Annotated in this window: 18 protein-coding genes and 1 tRNA gene; 2 read left to right on the top strand and 17 right to left on the bottom strand. The window is 70.0% G+C overall.

Features of this window, described 5'->3' with window-relative positions; genetic code table 11:
• Positions 1–8: 8 nt before the first annotated feature.
• The 7 genes from ACGFZS_RS00915 to ACGFZS_RS00885 form a co-directional block, all read right to left on the bottom strand.
• Positions 9–81: transfer RNA gene (locus tag ACGFZS_RS00915), tRNA-Ala, on the bottom strand.
• Between the two features lie 111 nt (positions 82–192).
• The gene (locus ACGFZS_RS00910) at positions 193–867 is read right to left on the bottom strand and encodes a histidine phosphatase family protein (RefSeq protein WP_393656704.1); all 675 of its coding nucleotides are present in this window, start codon (positions 865–867) and stop codon (positions 193–195) included.
• Positions 861–1,304 (bottom strand): ribosome silencing factor, encoded by a 444-nt coding sequence (gene rsfS, locus ACGFZS_RS00905; protein ID WP_355727862.1) that lies wholly within the window; start codon positions 1,302–1,304, stop codon positions 861–863. Before rsfS ends, ACGFZS_RS00910 begins: the two co-directional genes overlap by 7 nt.
• 134 nt (positions 1,305–1,438) lie before the next feature.
• Complete coding sequence (locus tag ACGFZS_RS00900; RefSeq protein WP_393793325.1) at positions 1,439–3,124, bottom strand: LytR C-terminal domain-containing protein; 1,686 nt, start codon at positions 3,122–3,124, stop codon at positions 1,439–1,441.
• 16 nt (positions 3,125–3,140) lie between these two features.
• Positions 3,141–3,833 carry a nicotinate-nucleotide adenylyltransferase gene (gene nadD, locus ACGFZS_RS00895; protein WP_359221100.1) on the bottom strand — a complete coding sequence of 231 codons (693 nt, stop codon included), beginning with the start codon at positions 3,831–3,833 and terminating at the stop codon, positions 3,141–3,143.
• Positions 3,834–3,902: 69 nt separating this feature from the next.
• A complete protein-coding gene (locus tag ACGFZS_RS00890; RefSeq protein ID WP_365683022.1) occupies positions 3,903–4,070 on the bottom strand; it encodes a hypothetical protein in 168 nt (55 codons plus the stop codon).
• A gap of 153 nt (positions 4,071–4,223) precedes the next feature.
• On the bottom strand, positions 4,224–4,385 hold the full coding sequence (locus tag ACGFZS_RS00885) for a hypothetical protein (protein WP_355727856.1): 162 nt from the start codon (positions 4,383–4,385) through the stop codon (positions 4,224–4,226).
• A gap of 98 nt (positions 4,386–4,483) precedes the next feature.
• Here ACGFZS_RS00885 and ACGFZS_RS00880 point away from each other — a divergent pair, with 98 nt between their 5' ends.
• A complete protein-coding gene (locus ACGFZS_RS00880) occupies positions 4,484–5,599 on the top strand; it encodes a M48 family metallopeptidase (protein ID WP_393794094.1) in 1,116 nt (371 codons plus the stop codon).
• A 46-nt stretch (positions 5,600–5,645) separates the two neighbouring features.
• Here the strand turns inward: ACGFZS_RS00880 and ACGFZS_RS00875 are convergent, their stop codons facing one another.
• From ACGFZS_RS00875 to proB, 5 genes are all read right to left on the bottom strand, one after another.
• Complete coding sequence (locus ACGFZS_RS00875; RefSeq protein WP_393793324.1) at positions 5,646–6,716, bottom strand: hypothetical protein; 1,071 nt, start codon at positions 6,714–6,716, stop codon at positions 5,646–5,648.
• Positions 6,717–6,816: 100 nt separating this feature from the next.
• Positions 6,817–7,428: a hypothetical protein gene (locus ACGFZS_RS00870; protein WP_393793323.1), complete on the bottom strand. Its 612-nt coding sequence runs from the start codon at positions 7,426–7,428 to the stop codon at positions 6,817–6,819.
• A 162-nt stretch (positions 7,429–7,590) separates the two neighbouring features.
• The gene (locus ACGFZS_RS00865) at positions 7,591–8,877 is read right to left on the bottom strand and encodes a glutamate-5-semialdehyde dehydrogenase (protein WP_393793322.1); all 1,287 of its coding nucleotides are present in this window, start codon (positions 8,875–8,877) and stop codon (positions 7,591–7,593) included.
• A gap of 142 nt (positions 8,878–9,019) precedes the next feature.
• Positions 9,020–9,448, bottom strand: a complete 429-nt coding sequence (locus tag ACGFZS_RS00860; protein ID WP_046733220.1) for a hypothetical protein — start codon at positions 9,446–9,448, stop codon at positions 9,020–9,022.
• A 123-nt stretch (positions 9,449–9,571) separates the two neighbouring features.
• Positions 9,572–10,678, bottom strand: a complete 1,107-nt coding sequence (gene proB / locus ACGFZS_RS00855; protein WP_365682998.1) for a glutamate 5-kinase — start codon at positions 10,676–10,678, stop codon at positions 9,572–9,574.
• Between the two features lie 268 nt (positions 10,679–10,946).
• Here proB and ACGFZS_RS00850 point away from each other — a divergent pair, with 268 nt between their 5' ends.
• Positions 10,947–12,353: a polysaccharide pyruvyl transferase family protein gene (locus ACGFZS_RS00850; protein ID WP_393793321.1), complete on the top strand. Its 1,407-nt coding sequence runs from the start codon at positions 10,947–10,949 to the stop codon at positions 12,351–12,353.
• A gap of 34 nt (positions 12,354–12,387) precedes the next feature.
• Here ACGFZS_RS00850 and ACGFZS_RS00845 read toward each other — a convergent pair whose 3' ends face one another.
• The 5 genes from ACGFZS_RS00845 to ACGFZS_RS00825 form a co-directional block, all read right to left on the bottom strand.
• Positions 12,388–13,548, bottom strand: a complete 1,161-nt coding sequence (locus ACGFZS_RS00845; protein WP_393794093.1) for a glycosyltransferase family 2 protein — start codon at positions 13,546–13,548, stop codon at positions 12,388–12,390.
• Between the two features lie 391 nt (positions 13,549–13,939).
• On the bottom strand, positions 13,940–16,051 hold the full coding sequence (locus tag ACGFZS_RS00840) for a hypothetical protein (RefSeq protein WP_393793320.1): 2,112 nt from the start codon (positions 16,049–16,051) through the stop codon (positions 13,940–13,942).
• A 172-nt stretch (positions 16,052–16,223) separates the two neighbouring features.
• Complete coding sequence (locus ACGFZS_RS00835) at positions 16,224–17,723, bottom strand: D-ribitol-5-phosphate cytidylyltransferase (RefSeq protein ID WP_393793319.1); 1,500 nt, start codon at positions 17,721–17,723, stop codon at positions 16,224–16,226.
• A gap of 268 nt (positions 17,724–17,991) precedes the next feature.
• A complete protein-coding gene (locus ACGFZS_RS00830; RefSeq protein WP_393793318.1) occupies positions 17,992–19,212 on the bottom strand; it encodes a hypothetical protein in 1,221 nt (406 codons plus the stop codon).
• Positions 19,213–19,326: 114 nt separating this feature from the next.
• Complete coding sequence (locus tag ACGFZS_RS00825; RefSeq protein WP_393793317.1) at positions 19,327–20,877, bottom strand: alkaline phosphatase D family protein; 1,551 nt, start codon at positions 20,875–20,877, stop codon at positions 19,327–19,329.
• Positions 20,878–20,911 lie beyond the last annotated feature (34 nt).

Genomic DNA, 20,911 nt, shown 5'->3' with positions numbered 1-20,911 from the left:
TCGATCTGTGGAGCTAAGGAGAATTGAACTCCTGACCTCCTGCATGCCATGCAGGCGCTCTACCAACTGAGCTATAGCCCCTTGTGTTCTTCCCGTCTTTCCGCTCGGCGGGCGAACAAGAAGAACTTTAGCCTGCGACCTGCCGGAAAGTGAAATCCGGGCCCGGGGGCGGGCCCGGTGGTCCCACGGTCTTCAGTCGTCGTCGCCGAGGACGGGCTCCGGGAGGGTGCCCGCGTTGTGCTCCAGGAGTCGCCAGCCGCGGGCGCCTTCGCCGAGCACGGACCAGCAGCAGTTGGTGAGACCGCCGAGGCTCTCCCAGTGCTGGGAGTCCAGGCCGAGGAGGCGGCCGATGGTGGTGCGGATGGTGCCGCCGTGGCTGACCACCACGAGGGTGCCGTCCTCGGGCAGCTTCTCGGCGTGCCGCAGCACGACGGGGGCGGCCCGGTCGGCGACCTCGGTCTCCAGTTCGCCGCCGCCGCGGCGGACCGGCTCACCGCGCTTCCAGGCGGCGTACTCGTCGCCGTAGCGGCCGATGATCTCCTCGTGGGTGAGGCCCTGCCAGACGCCCGCGTAGGTCTCCCGCAGCGCCTCGTCGCGGATGACGTCGAGGCCGGTGAGGGCGGCGAGCTGGTCGGCGGTCTCGGCGGCCCGCTTCAGGTCCGAGGAGACGATCGTGTCGGGCCCAAGGGAGGCGAGCAGCCGGGCCGCGCGGCGGGCCTGGCCGATGCCGGTCTCGGTGAGGTCGACGTCGGTGGAGCCCTGGAAGCGGCGTTCGACGTTCCAGGAGGTCTGGCCGTGGCGCCACAGGATGATGCGGCGGCCGCGGCCCTTGCGGTCGGTGACCTCTCCGGTGGCGCTCATCACCATTCCCCGCCCGGCTCGCCGGCGTCGTCGGCGGCCTGCAGCTTGGCGTGCTCCGCGGCCTTGCCGCGGGTGGCCTTGGCGTCGGCGGGCAGCTCGAGCTCCGGGCAGTCCTTCCAGAGCCGCTCCAGGGCGTAGAAGACGCGCTCCTCGCTGTGCTGGACGTGCACGACGATGTCGACGTAGTCGAGCAGGATCCAGCGGGCCTCGCGGTCGCCCTCGCGGCGCACCGGCTTGGCGCCGAGTTCCTTCTGGAGGCGTTCTTCGATCTCGTCGACGATCGACTTGACCTGGCGGTCGTTGGGTGCGGAGGCCAGCAGGAAGGCGTCCGTGATCGACAGGACGTCGCTGACGTCGTAGGCGATGACGTCGTGGGCGAGCTTGTCGGCGGCCGCCTGCGCGGCGGCGGTGATGAGCTCGATGGAACGGTCGGTGGCGGTCACTGCGTGGCTTTCCGTCGGCGGTCGTTTGACCTCAAGGGTCTCACGGACCGCCGGGCGCACCCCACGTGATGACCGGGTCACGTGGGGTGCGGTGGGCGGGTGCCTCAAGATCGGGTGCCTCAGGAGCGGGTGCCTCAGGAGGAGGACGGCTTGTAGTCCTGGCCGAGGACGACGGAGACGTCGGCGCCGGAGCCGACCGTGCCCTTCGCCACGTCCTTGGCGTCGAGGCCGAGGGTCTTGGCGACCTCGGTGGCGTTCTCCTTGTCGGAGGCCTCGGCGTACAGCACCTTGGAGGTCGTCTGGGTGCCGGAGGCCGAGCCGCCTTCCAGGAAGGTGTAGCCGCCGTTGACGAGGACCACGCGCGCCTTCTCGGTGTTGTCCTTGACGCCGGTGGCGTTCTGGACGGAGACGCGTACCGCGGAGCTGGCGGTGGGGCTCTTGGCGGCGCCGCCGAGGATGTCCTTGACGACGCTGGAGCTGGTCTCGGCGCTGAGGGTGCCGTCGTTCTGGACCGGCAGCAGGGCGGTCTTGTAGTCGCCGCCCTTGGCGAGGTCGGCGAGCTTGGCGAGGAAGGAGCCGAGGTCCTTGTCGGTCAGCGAGGGGTCGAGGATCTGCGCCAAGGTCTGCACGGTGACCGTGGCGGCCGACGCGTCGGAGGACATCTTGCGCAGCACGCCCTGCATGACCTGCCCGAACCGCTCCAGCTGGGCGTTCTGGGCCTCGCCGGAGGCACGGTAGGTGGCGTAGGCGACGGCGGCCTTGCCGCTGAGGGTCTGGTCCTTGCCCTTGTGGACGAGGGGCTCCTCGCCCTTCTTCTTGGCATCCGGGTCGGGGACGTCGGCGTTGGTGTCGATGTCGATGTTGCCGACGAGTTCGACGAGGTTCTGCAGGTAGGGCGTGTCCAGCCGCCAGGTGCCCTCGATGTTGGTGCCGAGGACGGTGTCGAGCTGGTCGCGGGTGCCGGAGGAGCCGTCGCCGCCGACGGACTTGGCGAGGGTCGTGGTGGTGCCGTCGTCGTCGGTCAGGGCGAGCGAGTTGGGCAGCAGGACGGTGCTGCCCTGCTTGGTGGTGGTGTTGTCGACGAGCAGCGCGGTCGAGGTGCCGCCGCCGCTGGTGTTGTGCAGGTGGACGACGATCACGTCGCGTTTCTGGGCGGCCGCGGAGGTCGTCGTGCCGCCCTTGGTGGTGGAGGAGGACAGACCGGGGATCTTTCCGGCGTACCAGAGGTAGCCGACGCCGCCGACGGCGACCAGGGCGAGGACGACGGTCAGGGCGATCACCCGGCTGCGGGCGCGGCGCTTGGCCTCCTCGCGGCGTTCGGTGCGGTTCTCGGTGAAGTTCAGCCAGTCGATGACGTCCTCGGAGTCACCGTCGGGCTGTTCGACGAACGCGAACTGCCCGGTGTGGTAGTCCCGTTCGTCGTCGGCCTGCTGGGGGCCGGTGGCATGGTCGGCGGGTCCGGCCTGCTGCGGGATGTGCGCGGTCTGCTCGGCGACCCGGGGCTGCCGGCCGCTGCCGGCCGTCTGCCCGTAGGGGTCGTAGGCGGGGTGCCCGCCGGTGTTGTACGGGTCGTACGCGGGCGTGACCGGCTGCCGGCCGGTGTCGTGGACGGGGGCCTGCTGCCCGGTGTCGTACGACGGCGCGGTCTGCTGTCCGCCGCCGGCGTACGGGTCGTAGCCGTAGCCCTGTCCGGCGTACGGGTCGTACGTCTGCTGTTGTGGCTGGGCCGGGATCTGGCGGTACACCGGCTGCCCGTACTCGTCGTAGCCGACGAGTTCGTACTGGTCGCTTCCGTAACCCGCGTCGTATCGGTCGTTCACCGGTGCCCCTCTCGGCTCACTCGCCGCGGTACAGCTCGCGCTTGTCGATGTAGCGCACGACTCCGTCCGGCACCATGTACCAGATGGGGTCGCCCTTGGCGACTCTCGCACGGCAGTCTGTGGAGGAGATGGCGAGTGCGGGAACCTCCACCAGCGAAACGCCTCCCTCGGGGAGGCCGTGGTCGGTCAGGGGATGCCCGGGCCGGGTGCAGCCGATGAAGTGGGCCAGGGAGAAGAGTTCCTCCGAGTCCCGCCAGGTGAGGATCTGGCCGAGGGCGTCGGCGCCGGTGATGAAGAAGAGGTCGGCGTCCGGGTTGAGGGCGCGCAGGTCGCGCAGGGTGTCGACGGTGTAGGTGGGTCCACCGCGGTCGATGTCGATACGGCTGACGGAGAACTGCGGGTTCTCGGCTGTCGCGATGACCGTCATCAGGTAGCGGTCCTCGGCCGGCGAGACCGCGCGGTGGGTCTTCTGCCATGGCTGCCCGGTGGGCACGAACACCACCTCGTCGAGGTGGAACTGGGCGGCGACCTCGCTGGCCGCCACGAGGTGCCCGTGGTGGATCGGGTCGAACGTTCCGCCCATGACGCCGAGGCGGCGCTTGCCGGTGTGCGCGGGGCCCGCCGGCGTGTACCGAGGGGTCCTCACCCTGCCGTCGGCGGTGTCGGCCTCGTCATGCGCCGGACCGGTAGGCATGTCCTGCTCTCCCATGCGTGCAGACCCTACCGGCCCGGCCCGTGGGCCCTGCCCGGAGGACGGCTGCCCGGCTCGGCGGCCGGCTCAGCGGTCGCGGTTGAAACGAGTGGTGATCCACAGCAGGAGCAGCAGGATGATGAACGCGCTGCCACCGGTGACGAGCGGGTCGAGGCTGTTGTGGTTGCCACCGTGCTCCTCGCCCTCGGCGGCGAGGGTGACCAACTGGGCAGCGGTGCTGTGAAGATTCATCATCTGCGGCAGGACCTATCGCGTGTGGACGGGATAAAGACGTCGGCCCATCGTATGCGGGCGGCCCGGCGGCGATCACGCCGACTCCTCCGTTGGGCCGACTCCCGCGTCGGGCGGACTCCCGCGCCACGCCGGGCGGGGAACGATCCCGGTGGTTCAGTCGTCCTTCTGTTTGTACCCGCGCAGCAGGAACCAGGCGGTCAGTCCGCAGCCCAGGAACATGACGATCAGGATGACCCGGAGCAGGTCGCCCGAGCCCTGTTGCTGGGCGGCGCTCGCGGCCTGGGTCAGCCAGGCGGCCGGGGGGTTGTGCTCCATGGGGACTCCTTCGGCTGTACTGCCCGTCCACGGTATCTCCGCCTAGGCTGGGCCCTGCCTCGGGGGCACGGCAGACACTCACGCACATGGGGGATGACATGTCCGACGACGGCCACGAGCAGAACGGGCACGAGCGCGTGCCGAGCAGGCAGCGCAGGCGGTTCCAGGGGATCTCCTCGCGCGCGTACGAGCATCCGGCCGACCGTTCGGCGCTGGTGGCGCTGCGCAAGCTGAGCGGCTTCGACACGGTCTTCAAGGCGCTCAGCGGGCTGCTTCCGGAGCGGAGCCTGAGGCTGCTGTTCCTGTCCGACTCGGTGCGGGTGTCGGACCAGCAGTTCGCCCACTTGAACGACATGTTGCGGGACGCCTGCTACATCCTGGACCTGGAGAAGGTCCCGCCGATGTACGTCAACCAGGATCCGCAGCCCAACGCGATGTGCATCGGCCTGGACGAGCCGATCATCGTCGTCACCACCGGGCTCGTCGAGCTGCTCGACGAGGAGGAGATGCGGGCGGTCGTCGGGCACGAGGTGGGGCACGCGCTGTCCGGGCACTCGGTGTACCGGACGATCCTGCTGTTCCTGACGAATCTGGCGCTGCGCGTCGCCTGGATCCCGCTGGGCAACCTGGCGGTGCTGGCGATCGTGACGGCGCTGCGGGAGTGGTTCCGCAAGTCGGAGCTGTCCGCCGACCGGGCGGGGCTGCTGGTGGGCCAGGATGTGCAGGCCTCGATGCGCGGGCTGATGAAGATCGCGGGCGGCAACCATCTGCACGAGATGAACGTGGACGCGTTCCTGCAGCAGGCCGAGGAGTACGAGGCCGGCGGCGACCTGCGCGACTCGGTGCTGAAGATCCTGAACGTGCTGCCGCGTTCGCATCCCTTCACCACGGTCCGCGCGGCCGAGCTGAAGAAGTGGGCGGAGTCCCGTGACTACCAGCGGATCATGGACGGTCACTACGCGCGGCGCACCGAGGACAGGGACACCTCGGTCAGCGACTCGTTCAAGGAGTCCGCGGCGAGCTACGCGAGCGATGTGAAGAGCTCCAAGGATCCGCTGATGAAGCTGGTCACGGACATCGCGGGCGGAGCGGGCGGGCTCGGCGGGCGGGTCAAGCGGGGCTTCGAGGGGTTCGCCAGCGCCCCGCCGTCGAAGGGCGCGCCCGCGCAGGACGGACAGCCGCAGGACGCTCCCCCGCGCGACGACGAGGAGTAGTACGCGCGGGCCTGGTATCACTGTCCCGGTCTCGCGTAGGCCTTCGTCAGACCTTGGGCTCGGCAGCGGCGGCCAGCGTCCCGCACAGGGCGGTGGCGCTGTCCGTGGCGTAGGGGTTCGTGCCCGCCGGGCCGCCCGCCCTGGCCGTCTCTCCGGCCAGCAGGGGGCGGAGGTGGTTGGCGGAGTCCTCGGCGCAGGACAGCGGGCCCGCCTGGACGTAGGAGACGACCAGCTGGGTCTGGTGCAGGCGCAGGTCGTCGCGGTCGAAGCGGAAGGTCAGCTCACGGCGGACGGTGAACAGGGAGACCTCGGAACCGGCCGGGGCGCCGGTGGGCCGCAGCGCGTAGACGAAGGTGTGGTCGGCGGTGACCTCCAGGGTCGCCGCGTCGGTCTCGGTGGCCTGCAGGTTGCCCCGGACGCGGATCTTCGGGTCGGCGAGTTCGGCCCGGGTGGGGTCGAAGCGGACCAGCCATCCGGTGGGGGCGTGCCGGCCGTCGGCCGTGGGGTGGTCGAAGCTCTGGTCGAACTGGTCGAGCTGCCCGGGGTCGATCAGCGCCCGCGCGGGCCGCACCTGGCTGCTGTCGAGGACCTCGGGGTAGAGCGAGGAGCGGACGAGGTAGTCCTTGGCCGTGGTCAGGGCGGTGACGACCTGGCTGTCGGAGAAGTGCGCGGTGCTGCGGACGACCGGCAGCGGTATCCCTTCGGCGCCCACGCTGTACTGGGCGGCGGGGCTGTGCGCGAACAGGGTCTCGGCGTCGGCGGCGCCGACCACCTTGCCCTGCGGGGCGAGCGGGATGACGGTCATCCGCAGGGGCTCCACGGGCTGCTCGGCCTCCTCGGTGCCGTAGGGGTGGCGGACGCCCATGTAGATCGCGGTGCCGAAGGCGACGAGGATCAGCAGGACCAGGATCAGGGCCTGCCGGGTGAGGCCCCGGCGCAGGGGCGGGCGGCGGCGTACCGCGGGCGCGTGATCAGTCATGCGTTCGCGCGCGGAGGACTCCTGGAGGCGGGCAGCGCGGACGAACGACTCGTCGAAGACGACGGATCGGTACTCGTCCTCTCCACCCACGGGGCCGCCCTCGGGTGTCCCCTCAGGTGGGTCTGCAGGCCCGCCCATACTTTCAGAGTAGGTCTCGGGAGCCTCAGGTAAACGCCCTGCTACACGACAACTTCTGACAGGTTCTCACCAGGACTGTCACCAGGGCGGCCATGACCGCTCAGGGGGTGCGCGGGATCGCGGAGGCCGCCGACTTGGCGGGCTGGGAGTAGTCGGCGGACACCGAGGGAGCCGCCGCGGTGCCCTGTTCCAGGCCGGTGGAGGGGGGCCTGGGCACCTGGTCGCGGCTGCCGCCCGAGGAGGCACCGCGGTAGACCGCGGCGAAGGCGAGCGCGACCATGCCGATGCCCATGACGAGGGCGAGCACCCAGGCGACGGGGCGGTGCCAGCGGACGTGTTTGCCGTACGTCCCGGCGGCGCCGTACCGGTCTTCGAGTACGTCGTTGTCGTCCAGGTCGTCGAGATCGGCGCCCGGCCCGAAATCGGGGCCGTCGGGGTTGTAGCCGTCGTCGTAGCGCTCGCCTCTGGCGTGGGCGCGGCGGGCTTCGGCCTCGGAGGCCTCGGCTCTGGCCTGGGCGGCGGCAAGGAGGCGTTCGACCGCGGTCGGCTCGTGGATCACGGCCGCCTTCACGAAGGCCTCGTCGAAGACCACGGAGTCGAATTCTTCGTCCGACATTCCGTGGTCATGGTCGTCGTCGGGCTCCCAGCCGTCAGGGAACGGCGTGCCCCCCACGTCCTCCGGCACGGATCCAGAGTAGACCTGGGGGGTCAATTTGGGCAGACGGTATGGAAATTCATAGGCCCGGTGAGACGCCTCTCACGCCCGCCCCGGGGGCCCGCACGCCCTTCCGCGCGCCCGTGCGCCGTGGGCGTCCGCCGTTGGGCCGTACGGGTGCCGGCGACCGTACGGGGGCGGGCAGCGGCCGTACGGGGGTCAGCGGCGGATGTGGCCGTCGCCGGTGACGATGTACTTGGTGCTGGTCAGCTCCGGGAGGCCCATGGGGCCGCGGGCGTGCAGCTTCTGGGTGGAGATGCCGATCTCGGCGCCGAAGCCGAACTGGCCGCCGTCGGTGAAGCGGGTGGAGGCGTTCACGGCGACGGTGGTGGAGTCGACCAGCTGGGTGAAGCGGCGGGCGGCCTGCTGCGAGGTGGTGATGATGGCCTCGGTGTGCCCGGAGGTCCACAGCCGGATGTGCTCGACGGCCCGGTCGAGGGAGTCGACGACGGCGGCGGCGATGTCGTACGACAGGTACTCGGTCTCCCAGTCCTCCGGGACGGCCTCGACGACGGTGGCCTTGGAGTCCTTGGCGTAGGCGAGGACGCGTTCGTCGGCGTGGACGGTGACGCCTGCCTCGGCGAGGGCGTCCAGGGCGCGCGGCAGGAACTCGGCGGCGATGTCCTGGTGGACGAGGAGGGTCTCGGCGGCGTTGCAGACGCTGACCCGCTGCGCCTTGGAGTTGATCAGGATGTCGACGGCCATGTCGATGTCGGCGTGGGCGTCGACGTACACGTGGCAGTTGCCGGTGCCGGTCTCGATGACGGGGACCTTGGACTCCATGACGACGGTCTGGATCAGGGAGGCGCCGCCGCGCGGGATGAGGACGTCGACGAGGCCGCGGGCGCGCATCAGCTCGTGGACGGACTCGCGGCCCTCGCCGGGCACCAGCTGGACGGCGTCGGCGGGCAGCCCGGCGCCGCCGACGGCGTCCCGCAGGACCCTGACCAGCGCCGTGTTCGACTCGTAGGCGGAGGCGGAGCCGCGCAGCAGGACGGCGTTGCCGGACTTCAGGCAGAGGGCGGCCGCGTCGACGGTGACGTTCGGGCGGGCCTCGTAGATGATGCCGACGACGCCGAGGGGGACGCGGACCTGGCGCAGGTCGATGCCGTTGGGGAGGGTGGAGCCGCGGACGACCTCGCCGACCGGGTCGGGCAGCTTCGCGACGTCCCGCACGTCGGAGGCGATCGCGCGGACCCGTTCCGGGGTGAGGGTGAGGCGGTCGACGACGGATTCGCTGGTGCCGTTCTCGCGGGCCTTGGCGATGTCCTTGGCGTTGGCCTCGACGATCTCGCTCGTACGGACCTCCAGGGCGTCCGCGATGGCGAGCAGCGCGTCGTCCTTCACCGCGCGCGGCAGCGGCGCGAGGTCGGCGGCGGCTGCCTTGGCGCGGTAGGCGGCCTGGGTGACCGGGGACATGGCGTCGTAGGGCGAGAGCGTCGTCATGAGGGAAGGGTAGTGCGCCCCGTGGAACCGTCCACGCGGTATCCCATACCGCGAGACGCGATCAAAACGGGGCATTGCCCGCGGGGATCGGGCGGGGTCGCAAAGGGGTCGCACAGCGGTCGGGCGGGGGTCAGAACTGGGTTCAGAAGGGGTGGATGCCGACCGGTGTCGCGGGCGGCGGGCCGTAGCCCTCGGCGATGCGCTGGTGGTAGGTGGCGCGGTCGATGACCTCCAGGCCGACGATCTCCCAGGCCGGCAGGCCGGCGGTCTGGCGGTGCTCGCCCCACAGGCGCAGGGCGACGGCGGCGGCGTCGTGGAGGTCGCGGGCCTCTTCCCAGTAGCGGATCTCGGCGTGGTCGCAGGCGTAGCGGCTGGTGAGGAGGAACGGATGGTCGTGGGCCAGTTGTTCGAGTCCACGGCGCAGCTCCGGCAGCGGGACCTCGGCACCGCAGACGCTGAGGGTGACGTGCCACAGGCGGGGCAGGTCCTTCGGCTCCTCGTAGGTGTCCCCGGCCGCGACACTCGTCAGAGCACCGCGGGACGCCGCAGCCCCAGGGCGCACTCGTCTCACGACGGCCTCCTTCAGCTGTGCTCGTGCGGAACGTGGTCCTGAGACAAAGTTGAGCAGGCCGCAAGGGTTCGTGTGGCGGTTTTACGGAACGTCCCCCACCGGGGTCCGTCGTTACGCCCGGTTTTACGGGTGCAGGACCACCAGGTCGTCCCTGTGTACGACCTCCCGTTCGTACGCCGGGCCCAGCTCGCGCGCCAGCTCCCTGGTCGAACGCCCGATCAGCTGCGGGATCTCCTTGGCGTCGAAGCTGACCAGCCCCCGGGCGACCGCGCGGCCCTCGGCGTCGCGCAGCTCGACGGGGTCGCCCGCGCCGAATTCGCCCTCCACCGCGGCGATCCCGGCCGGCAGCAGCGATTTGCGGCCTTCGACGACCGCGCGGACGGCGCCGTCGTCGAGGGTGAGCGAACCCTGCGGGGTGGAGGCGTGCTGAAGCCACAGGAGGCGGTCTGCGGACCGTTTGCCGGCGGGGTGGAAGTAGGTGCCGGTATCGCCCCCGGAGAGCGCGTCGGCGGCGTGCACGGCGCTGGTGAGGACCACCGGGATGCCCGCGGCGGCCGCGATCCGGGCGGCCTCCACCTTGGTGACCATCCCGCCGGTGCCGACGCCGGCCTTCCCGGCGCTGCCGATCTCCACGTCCGCGAGGTCCCCGGGGCCCCGCACCTCCGCTATCCGCGAGGTGCCGGGCCTGCTGGGGTCGCCGTCGTAGACGCCGTCGACGTCCGAGAGCAGGACCAGGAGGTCGGCGTGGACGAGGTGGGCGACGAGGGCGGCGAGCCGGTCGTTGTCGCCGAACCGGATCTCGTCGGTGGCAACGGTGTCGTTCTCGTTGACGATCGGGAAAGCGCCCATCGCGAGGAGTTTGTCGAGGGTGCGGGAGGCGTTGCGGTGGTGGGCGCGGCGGCTCATGTCGTCGGAGGTGAGCAGGACCTGTCCGACGCGGACGCCGTAGCGGGCGAAGGAGGCGGTGTAGCGGGCGACGAGCAGTCCCTGGCCGACGCTGGCCGCGGCCTGCTGGCGGGCCAGGTCCCGGGGGCGGCGGCGCAGCCCGAGCGGGGCGAGGCCGGCGGCGATCGCACCGGAGGAGACCAGGACGATCTCCTTCTCTCCCCCGCCGCGGCTCTTGGCGAGGACGTCGACGAGCGCGTCGACCCGGTCGGCGTCCAGGCCGCCGGAGGCAGTGGTCAGCGAGGAGGAACCCACCTTGACGACAATCCTGCGGGCCTCGCTCACGGCCTGCCTTGCCCTTGCCACGTCCTGTCCCCACTTCGTCGCGCGTGGCAGCAATCTACGCGAACGGGACCGAGGCCAGGCGCGCCCGTCCAGCCCCCGGACAGCCGACGGGCGGACGACAGCCGGACAACAGGCAGTCGACCGGGAACAGCGCCACGTGATCGTGTGCTCACGTCCCGCGTACGGCAAAAAGGTTGCGTTGACTGTGTATGGAAATCGAAACGAACTTAAAGTTAACTTGAAGTTTGTGTCATCTAAAGAGCGCAGCGTGAAGCGCATCCTCCTCAGGTCGGGAAAGAGTCCCTACGACGTCGTCGGCGTCGAGGAGGCCCTGCACCGGGACGTCATCGCCACCAACTCGGGCAACCTGATCTTCAGCGACGCCGCCCACAAGATCCTCGAGACGCCGGGGACCGAGGTCGTCTCCAACGGCATGCCCTCGGACGTCTCCGCCGCCCGGCGCATCAACGAGGAGTACGACGCCTTCGTCATCCCGCTCGCCAACGCCTTCCGCCCGTCCTTCGAGAGCGCGTTGAAGCGGATGACCCGGCTGATCTCGAAGTTGCGGATCCCGGTCGTCGTGCTCGGTGTCGGCGCGCAGACGGGGGTGAGCTACAACCCGGAGCGGCTGAAGCGGATGGAGCCGACCGTCCGGGAGTTCTGCGCGGCGGTCCTGGAGCGCAGCGCGTCGATCGGTGTGCGGGGCGAGTTCACCGAGCAGTACCTGAACGCCATGGGCTTCAAGGACGTCGAGGTCATCGGCTGTCCTTCGCTGTTCATGCACGGCGACCGGCTGCCGGTGCACAAGAAGGCGCTGGAGTTGACGCCCCAGTCACGGATCGCGATCAACGGTTCGCACAGCGCCGTACGCGCGCAGGGCCTGGACCGGATCATCACGCGTACCCACGAGCGCTACCCGTATCTGCGGTTCGTCGGCCAGAACCTCAGCGACGCACGGCAGTTGCACTGGCGGGACCTGTCGGATCCCAACGCCGCGGTGACCGCGATGCCGTCCCACCCGGACCACCCGATGTACCGCGAGGACAAGGTGCGGGTCTACGTCGACCCGATCACCTGGATCGACGATCTGCGTTCCTTCGACTTCTCCTTCGGTTCGCGTATCCACGGCAACATAGCGGCGCTGCTGGCCGGCACTCCGGCGACCGTGCTGTGCGGTGACTCGCGGACTCTGGAACTGTGCCGTTATTTCGAGATCCCGCACCGGCGGCTGGACCAGGCGGTCAAGGACCCCGAGTCGGCGGATCCGGCGAAGCTGTACGCGGAGGCCGACTTCGGCGGACTGGTCGGCGGTCACCGGGAGCGCTTCGAGCGGTTCACCGGCTTCCTCGGCAGGAACGGGCTGGAGAACACCTTCACGCACGGCGACGGCGGCGCGGCTTTCGAGGAGCGGATGCGTTCGCTGACGTTCCCGGCCGGCATCCGCCCGTGGGTCGAGGCGGACGTCGCCTCTCTCACCTCGCGGTTCGGCTGGCTGCACAACCGCATCGACGAACTGTCGCTGGACAACGCCCGGCTGCAGAAGGACCTGGCGCGTGCCGGGTCCCGCGCCAAGGCGCCCGTCGTGTCGCCCGCCCTGCCGCCCGCCTCGGTCTACCGGCGGGCCCGGCGGGCCGTGGGCAGGCCGATCCGCCGGGCGCTGGGGACGGGCCAGTAGTCGCACGGATCGGCGGCGGTCCGGCCGGGCCCGGTCAGACCGCCGCCGCCTTCACGCCCCGCGTCGGCAGTGTCCGGCGCATTCTGCGCAGGGCGCGCCGCAGGAAGGTGTTGGCGGCCTCCTCGCGGTAGCCCTCGACCGCGCGGGCCTCGCGAGGCTCGGCGAGATAGATCCAGTCGGGGATCCCGGCCGTCTTCGCGCGGAAGTGCGGGTAGACGAGATACACGTGCGTGCCGCGCTTTTCCAGAAGGGCGCCCGCCTGCTTCTTCGCGCGGACGAACTCGATGACGTCCACGAGGAGCGCGGGCCGCTGAACGGCGACCAGGTGCAGACGCAGCCGTTCGTGCACCCTGAGACGGCGGGCGACCTCGGGGTTCCAGTGGATGTCCAGCAACGGCTGGGCCAGTTCCATCTTGTGCCGCCGGACTTCCTCGCTGTCCTTGAGGAATTTCGGGCCGAACTGCGGGAGCAGGGTGACCAGGAACGGCCGGACCATGAGCGTGTCGCGGCGCGGTCCGGCCGGCACCATGTCGGCGATCAGGTTCATCAGGGCGCGCGCGGAGTCGAAACGCAGGGTGTAGCTGCCGGTCTTGGTGACGTGTTTTCCGTCCTCGCGGCCGACGAGGTAATAACAGGGGTAGTCGGCGACGACGGAGACGCCGTCGGCGCGCAGATAGGCCTCCATGGTGAACAGCGCGTCCTCGCCGGTCCACAGGGATTCGTCGAATCGCATGCCGTGCTGTTCCAGCAGGGCGCGGCGGAAGAGTTTCTGGGCGCTGAGCGTGAATTTGATGTTGGAGGAGAAGACGTCGGTTCGGTCCAGCGTCTTGTGCCACATCGATTTCGGGGGTTTGCGGTTGATCCCCTCGACCTTGCCGAGGACGACGTCCGTGTTGTTCTTGTCAGCCATGGCGACCATGCGTTCCAGGGCCTCGGGGCCGAGCCGGTCGTCGGCGTCCAGGAAGAACACATAGCGGCCGGCGGCCTTGCCGAGGCCGACGTTGCGGGGGCCGCTGGGCCCGCCGGAGTTCTCCTGGTGGATCACGGTCACCGGCATGGCGGCGCGGGCCGCGAACTCCTCCAGGTAATCCCCCGTGCCGTCGGTCGATCCGTCGTCGACGGTGATGACCTCCATGCGAGCCGGGTCGAGGGTCTGGCGCTCGACGGAGGCCAGGCATTCGACGAGATACGGCATCGCTTCGTACGCCCCGATGATCACGGTCACATCAGGCTGCGCAACGACGGTCACGTTTCCCCCTAGTCAATGGTGCGCTCCCCCTGTGTCGCCCGGATCGCAACGTCTTAGATGACTGACCGCCGCCGCGGGTTGCTTGGGGATACACCTCCAGTGGCCCAGCTCACATGACCAACGGACAGCTGGATGGTGTACGGCGGGTTACGTCGGACGGTACGGAAGCCGGGTAAGAGCCGTTCACCGAAGACCGCGAAGGAAAGGTAAGAAGAAACACCCAGGACGGCTAAGCAAAAGTAAGAGGACGTGGCGCCGGGGCGAGAAACGCCGAACGGGCTCGGTCCCGGGGAGGAGTCCCCGGGACCGAGCCCGTTCGGCGTGTGTGCCGGGAGGGTCAGCCGGCGGTCGCGCCCTCCGCCTCGCCGGCGGCCGTCCGCGGCTTCCCGGGCAGCGCCTCGGCGAGTTCGGCGGCCTCGATGTCACCGGCCGCGATCCGGGCCTCCTGGCCCAGGTTGCGGGTCTCGGCCTTGCGGGCGAGGGCGGCGACGGCGCCGTTGAACTGCTCGATGGAGGTCGGCTCGTCCGGTCCGAGCAGGTACTGCTTGAGCTCGACCCGCTCCGCGGCCAGCGGATCGGCCGCCGGGTCGCGTACGGCGTCCAGCAGGCCGCCCAGCTCCTTGGCGCTGTTGGAGAGGATCACGGCGGCGCGCACGGCGGTGTTGGCCCGCTTGAACTCCTCCACGCCGACGCCGGCCGAGTCGGTGACGGCGTACGGCTTGCCGCTCGCGATGAAGTCGGAGACGACGCTGGAGATGTCGGAGACCATCGCGTCGGAGACGTTGAAGCAGTCGTACAGGCGCGGTTCGGCGCCGGTGACGACCCGGTGCTCGTGGTCGGGGAAGGAACGCCAGAGGGCGTCGTTCCATTCGGCGCGCAGCCGGGCGATCTCCTCGTGCTTCTTCAGGTCGACGACGTCGTCGCGGCTGGCCTCGGCCTCGTCGCGACGCTCGTTGGCGGTGCCGGTGAGCTCGGCCAGGCGGGTCTCGATACGGGCCAGCTCGGCCTGTGCGGCCGTCTGGGCGGCCGTGTCGACGGTGAAGCGGGGGTCGGCGGCCCGCGCCGCGGCGGCCCTCTCGACAAGGGCGGTGACGCGCCGGTGGGCGGCGCCGGCCTCGGCGCTGACGGTGCCGGTGAAGGGGTGCGGCTTGTAGAGGACGCGGACCGGCGGGTCGGCCTTGACCAGCTTCTTCACGATGTTCTCGCCGGCGAGCACGAGGGAGGTGTTGCCCGGTTCGCCGTCCCAGCCCTCCCAGGTCGGCGCGTACAGCACGGTCGGGACACGGCCCTCGGCCACGCCCTGCCGGTTCTGGATGGGGGCCAGCTGCGGGCGGCCGACCTCGACGATGTCGTCGTCGCGGACGCCGACGTCGGCGATGGCGTAGCGGTCGCGGCCCGCGCGGCCGGCGGTCCACACCTCGTCGTACACCTTGCTGAACGGGTTGACGCTGGCCAGCTTGTCGCTGTCGCCGTGGCCGATGAAGACGTGCTTCATGGTGGGCACGCGCAGCAGGTGGATGTTCTTGCCGACGTTGGCGGCGTAGAGGGCGACGCGGACCGTGGAGAGGTCCATGTTCATCAGGTGCACACCGCCGGGCACGCAGATGACGGGGGCCGTGGTCGGGGCGAGGTTCTGCAGGATGACGCGTTCGCGCAGCAGGACCAGCGGGCGGGAGTCCAGCTGTTCCATGGTCTCCAGCCACATGTTGAGCTGGTAGGCGGAGTCCTTGGAGCCGGAGAAGTACAGCACGGTGCCGGGTCGGTACTCGGCGAGCCAGTCGTCGACGGCGGCGAGCACGGTGTCCGCGTCCGGCGGGGTCTTGCGGCCGCGTACGTACGGCATGAGCACCAGGACGTAGAGGCAGCCCAGGGCGAGGGTGATGCCGATGCCGACGAAACCGGCGACCGCGTTGTCCGTCATCGCCGAGATCAGCAGGCCGACGACGGCCGCGAGGTCGAGGTGGAGCATCTTCTCGGCGGAGCGGTCCAGCAGGCCCTGCGGCGGGGCGTCCGGGATGCGGATGCGGGACTTCAGGTCGACGTTGCGGGTGGCGACCGGCATCCGGCGGCGGTTGCGGATCAGGGTGACCAGTGCGCCGTGCGGGGCCTGCAGGCCGTAGAAGGCGATGAAGCAGGCGATCGCGCCGTAGAAGATCAGGCCGTTCTGGAGGTCCATGCGGGCCAGCAGCAGGATCAGCAGCAGCTGCCGGATCAGGAAGCGGATCGACAGGCCGGCCCGGACCTTGCTCAGGCGGCTGACGAGGTAGCTGCCCTTGCGGTGCAGGTAGTGGTCCGCCAGGTACGTGACGGCGGCCGCGGCCGCGAAGGCGTACACGCTCGGGACGAGCGCGGCGATCATGAGGACCGGGAAGCCCAGCATCATGAGTGCCGCCGCGGCCAGCTCGGCCGCGCTGCCCACCCGGGCGACGCGAATAGCGGTGGATATCACGGAGAACCTTTTGCTGACAAAAAGGCCTGAATTTGACCTTGCGGACGATCTGGAAGGTTGTCGATCTGGTCGATCTGTTGTCGATCTGGATTCTTACGGCTCAGGCCCCTGTGAGTGCTCTACGAACGTGCAACCACAGAGGCCTGAATAAGAGATGACTAATGGCTACCGATTATGCCACGCCGTCCTGTCGGTCCAGGACGCTGGCCAGGGCCTGCTCGAAGCCGGAGGCCTGGCCGGCGGCGGCCGTCGGGTCCTGCTGGCGGACGTCGATGACATGGCCGGTGAGCTCGGAGAGCAGCACGTCGAGGGAGGTGCGGGCGACGGCCTCGGAGGAGAGCAGCGAGCCCGCGGGTTCCTGGCCGAACGCCTTGGTGCGCATGGGGGTGGCGGTGCGCTCGGGGTTGATGCAGTTGACCCGGACGGAGTCGCCGGCCCACTCGTCGGACAGGGCCTGGGTGAGGTTCACCATGGCGGCCTTGGTCGAGGAGTAGAGGCTGTACTCGGCGCGGCCGCGGGTGTAGCTGCTGGAGGTGTAGAGCAGCAGCTGGCCCTGGGTCTCGGCGAGGTACTTGTAGCTGGAGCGGGCGATCTGCACCGGGGCCAGGTAGTTGACCTTCAGCGCCTCTTCGATGGTGGCGTTGTCGGTCTCGGCGAGCTTGCCGATGCGCAGGACGCCCGCGGTGTTGACGACGTAGTCGATGCGGCCGGTCTCGGCGTACGCCTTGGAGAGCGCGTCGTCGACCTCCTCCGGGTTCTCCACGTGGGTGCCGGTGGTGGAGCGGCCCAGCGCGTAGACGTTCGCGCCGTAGGACTCGGCGAGTTCGGCGATGTCCTTGCCGATGCCGTACGAGCCGCCGAAGATCACGGCGGTCTTGCCGGTGAGGAGTTCGCGGTAGGCGTCCTCGCCGTTCTGCTCGGGGGCGGCCGTGGAGGCGAGCTGGAAGAGCTTGTCCGCGATGAAGACGTCGACCGGCTGGGTGACCTTCATGTTGTACTCGTCGCCCGCGACGACGTGGATCGGCACGTCCGGCAGGTACTTGAGGACGACGGAGCAGTCGTCGGTGGCCTGGAAGTTGGGGTCGCCGTCGGCGACCCGGTAGGCCCGCTTGATCGTGGACAGCTTGAACGCCTGCGGGGTCTGGCCGCGGCGCAGCCGGGAGCGGTCCGGGATCTCGGTGATGAACTCGCCGTCCTCGCCGTGGGTCCGCGTGACGATGATGGTGTCGGCGGACGGGATGGCGACGTCGACGGCCTGGTAGCGCTCCAGGGCGGTCACGCAGTCGTCGATGACGCGGCGGGACAGCAGGGGGCGTACGGCGTCATGGAAGAGGACGTTGAGGTCCTCGCCCACGGCCAGGCCCTCGCCGAGGGCCTCGATGGCGCGCTCGGTGGTCTCGTTCCGGGTGCTGCCGCCCTCGATGATCTTCTTGACCTTCGCGAAGCCGGCCTTGGCGACGATCTTCTCGACGTCCGCGACGTAGCCCGGCGCCATCAGCACGATGATGTCGTCGATCGAGTCGGCCTGTTCGAAGGTGGCCAGGGTGTGCTCGATGACTGCCTTGCCGGCGATCTTCAGCAGCTGCTTGGGGATCGACAGACCCACCCGCTGACCGGTGCCACCGGCCAGGATCACTGCGGTGGTTCGGGGCTTGGCTATGTGCTGGGACACAGGTGACCTACCTTGGGGCATCAGGGAACCTGGAAATGGTCCCACTTCCGGTAACCGCTGTGCAAGGTGAGCGCCGTCCACTGCATATGTGCCCGCAACCTTTCATTCACCTTGCGTCGCTGGTGATGGGCGCCGCCCGGCAGACCTCCGGGGAAGTTCCGTGAATTTGCTGTGAGTAACTACACAGCGCATTCCGATTGCTCTGCGTGACACAGTGCACGCCCGCCTCAAGAGCTCGGCGGCGCCTCGGCTTCTTCGGATCGGCAGCTCAGCGGCGCCGCAGCTTCTTCAGACATCGGTGTCCCAGGACCCGTACGAGTTCCTTCGTGGACGTCTGGTGCACCGTGCGGGCCTTCGCCTCGGCGGTGTGCCGTACCGGGGCCGCGGCCGCCGCGGCGAGCGCGCCGTACAGGGCCTGGGCGGCCACCTCGGGTGCGATGCGGGCCTCGACGGCGGGCGCTCCCGGCTGGCTGGGGATGACGGGCAGGGCGGAGAGCAGGGCCGGGTCGCCGATGACACGGACCCCCATGGCGCCGATGCGTTCCGCCATCTCGGCGCCGACGCGGCCGGCGGCCTCGACGGCCCAGGCCGGGGTGGAGATCTTCACGTCGGCATCGGTGGGACTGCACGCGTTCTTCATATGCATGACGGCGCCGTTGCGGACGAGCTTGGAATAGAGCTCGTCGGGCAGTCCGTTGCCGCGGAATTCCACGTTGAGCTTTCGCAGCATTTCGGTCTCGGCGAGGGTCAGGGAGCGGTTCGCCGTGTCCGGGACGGGCTGGAGGAGTTTGTCGGGGAGTCCGAGGAGGGCCTCGAAGGTGCGCATCAGTCCGTCGCGGTCGCGGTCGTCGACCACGACGACGGTGACCCGGTCCGCGCCGACCGCGCGGATCCACCGTTCGACGAGCCGGTCGTGCCGGTGCCGGCGCCAGAAGCTGGGGTTGGGCTTCTCGTAGGGGGCCTTGCGGAGCATGTGGTCCAGCCAGTCCTCGTAGCCCATGCGCAGGCCGTTCTGCACGTACTGCTGCCACTGCGAGGGCATGATCCTGGCGATCGGGCGCAGGGTGACGAGGATGTGGACGCGTTCGCCGCCGAGCTGCTCGACGATGCGGGCGATCGCCTCGTCGTCGGGGGCGTCGGCGAAGAACTCGCTGCTGATCACCGAGGTACGGGATCCGGTCGCCTCGACCTGCTGCAGCAGCCGCGTCCAGTGCTTCTCGGTGGGCACGGTGTCGCCCATCATCGCGGGCCGGGCGCAGGCGGCGAGGGCGGCCTCCATCGGGTGCCGGCTGGTCGCCGGGAAGACCACGCCGTGCTCGGGCAGCTGGTCCTTCGCGGCGAAGAGGGCGCCCTGGATGGCCGTGGTGCCGGTCTTGTGCGGGCCGATGTGCAGCAGGCGGGTACCGGCCGGCAGGGCGGCTATGGGACCGATGGGGCCAATCGGGGCGTTGTTCACCGGGGGTTCGCCTCTCGTACAGTCCGTCTCCATGGTTAACGGAAGGTAAGACTTTCACCTTAGGTTCACCTGAGAGAAGCCTGGGACACAGATGAGTCCCAGGCTCCTGTTACACAGACTTGACTTTCGGCGTGCCCGTTTCGCCCGTCAGGCGACCTGTACGCCCGGTTCGCCCGCCTCGACGCGCAGGGCGGCGAGGGTGCTCGCGGCGGCCTGCGGCCGGACGACGGTGTCGACGACGCGGACCTGGGCGTCGATGCCGTCGCGGCGGATGTCGAAGAGGTGGTAGCCGCGGTGGGCGTCGATGACCTTCCAGTGCGGGTTGTCGGCCTTCAGCGGGTCCCACTGGGCGTGGAAGGCGGCCTGGTCCTGGTCGCCGTTGCTGGAGATGGAGGTGCCGACGAACTCGGCGCCGACGACGTCCGACGCGGGGTCCGCGAAGTCCTTCCTCAGGTCGCTGATCATGGTGAGGTGGCGGTCGCCGCTGAGCACGACGGGGTTGCGGACCGAGGCGAACTCGTCCAGGAGGGCGTTCCGCTCGACCTGGTAGCCGTCCCAGGCGTCGTAGTACCAGAGCTTGCCGGCGCCGGGCAGGATGTCGGTCTCGGCCATCATGATCTGCGAGGCGATCAGGTTCCAGCGGGCCGGCGAGTCGTGCAGCCCGTCGAGCAGCCACTGCTTCTGGCCGGCGCCGAGCATGGTGAGCGCGGGGTTCTCGGCGGCTGCCTGGCTGGTGACCTGGTCGCTGCGGAACTGGCGGGTGTCGAGGACGTTGAGCCGGACCAGGCGGCCGAACTCCAGGCGGCGGTACATCTGGATGTGCGGGCCGTCCGGGATCGCGGTGGCGCGGACCGGCATGTGCTCGTAGTAGGCCTGGAAGGCGGCGGTCAGCCGGGCGACGAACGCGTCGTGGGACTGCTTGTCGGGGTCCTGGGGGATCTCGCCGGCCCAGTCGTTGTCGACCTCGTGGTCGTCGAAGGTGACCACCCAGGGCGCGTTCGCGTGCATCGCGGCGAGGTCCGGGTCGCTGCGGTACTGGGCGTACCGGTTGCGGTACTGGACCAGGGTGTACGGCTCCCCGGTCCCCTCGTGGCGGCGCGGGCCGGCGGAGGACGGGGTGGACTCGTAGATGTAGTCGCCGACGAAGAGCACGACGTCGGGGTCCTGGGCGAGCATGTCGGCGTACGGGGTGAAGTAGCCGTGCTGCCAGTTCTGGCAGGAGGCCAGGGTCACGCGCAGGGAGCCGTTCCTGCTGTGCGGGTGGGGCGCGGTGCGGGTGCGTCCGGTGGGCGAGAGTTGTCCGCCGGCGCGGAAGCGGTACCAGTAGGAGCGGCCGGGGCGCAGCCCTCGTACATCCACGTGAACGCTGTGCCCGTACTCGGGCCGGGCGTGGGCAGTGCCCCGGCGGACGACCTTGCCGAGGCGCTCGTCCTCGGCGATCTCCCAGTGGACGGGGACCACCTGGTCGGGCATGCCGCCGCCGTTGAGGGGGTCGGGGGCGAGCCGGGTCCAGAGCACGATGCCGTCGGGCAGCGGGTCGCCCGAGGCGATGCCGAGGCTGAACACGCTGTCGGGCAGCGGGGTTTCGGCGGCCCCGGCGGTGGCCGGCAGCCAGAGCTGGGCGGATGCGGCGGCTCCGAGGACGGCGGCACCGGCGGTCAGGAAGCGGCGTCGATCGGGCGACGGTACTCCGGGCATGCGCGGACTCCCTTGCCACAGTGGCCTCTTGGAC

Origin of the sequence: Streptomyces sp. NPDC048288 (assembly GCF_043201555.1) — a bacterium.
Taxonomy (GTDB): domain Bacteria; phylum Actinomycetota; class Actinomycetes; order Streptomycetales; family Streptomycetaceae; genus Streptomyces.
This window is presented reverse-complemented; position numbering and strand designations above follow the sequence as displayed.

Bases quoted from the DNA above. Each gene is read 5' to 3' on its own strand.
- ACGFZS_RS00910 (WP_393656704.1), bottom strand. From the start codon at position 867: ATGGTGATGAGCGCCACCGGAGAGGTCACCGACCGCAAGGGCCGCGGC.
- nadD (WP_359221100.1), bottom strand. From the start codon at position 3,833: ATGGGAGAGCAGGACATGCCTACCGGTCCGGCGCATGACGAGGCCGAC.
- ACGFZS_RS00890 (WP_365683022.1), bottom strand. From the start codon at position 4,070: ATGATGAATCTTCACAGCACCGCTGCCCAGTTGGTCACCCTCGCCGCC.
- ACGFZS_RS00885 (WP_355727856.1), bottom strand. From the start codon at position 4,385: ATGGAGCACAACCCCCCGGCCGCCTGGCTGACCCAGGCCGCGAGCGCC.
- ACGFZS_RS00880 (WP_393794094.1), top strand. From the start codon at position 4,484: ATGTCCGACGACGGCCACGAGCAGAACGGGCACGAGCGCGTGCCGAGC.
- ACGFZS_RS00875 (WP_393793324.1), bottom strand. From the start codon at position 6,716: ATGGGCGGGCCTGCAGACCCACCTGAGGGGACACCCGAGGGCGGCCCC.
- ACGFZS_RS00865 (WP_393793322.1), bottom strand. From the start codon at position 8,877: ATGACGACGCTCTCGCCCTACGACGCCATGTCCCCGGTCACCCAGGCC.
- ACGFZS_RS00845 (WP_393794093.1), bottom strand. From the start codon at position 13,548: ATGCCGTATCTCGTCGAATGCCTGGCCTCCGTCGAGCGCCAGACCCTC.
- ACGFZS_RS00830 (WP_393793318.1), bottom strand. From the start codon at position 19,212: ATGGAGACGGACTGTACGAGAGGCGAACCCCCGGTGAACAACGCCCCG.
- ACGFZS_RS00825 (WP_393793317.1), bottom strand. From the start codon at position 20,877: ATGCCCGGAGTACCGTCGCCCGATCGACGCCGCTTCCTGACCGCCGGT.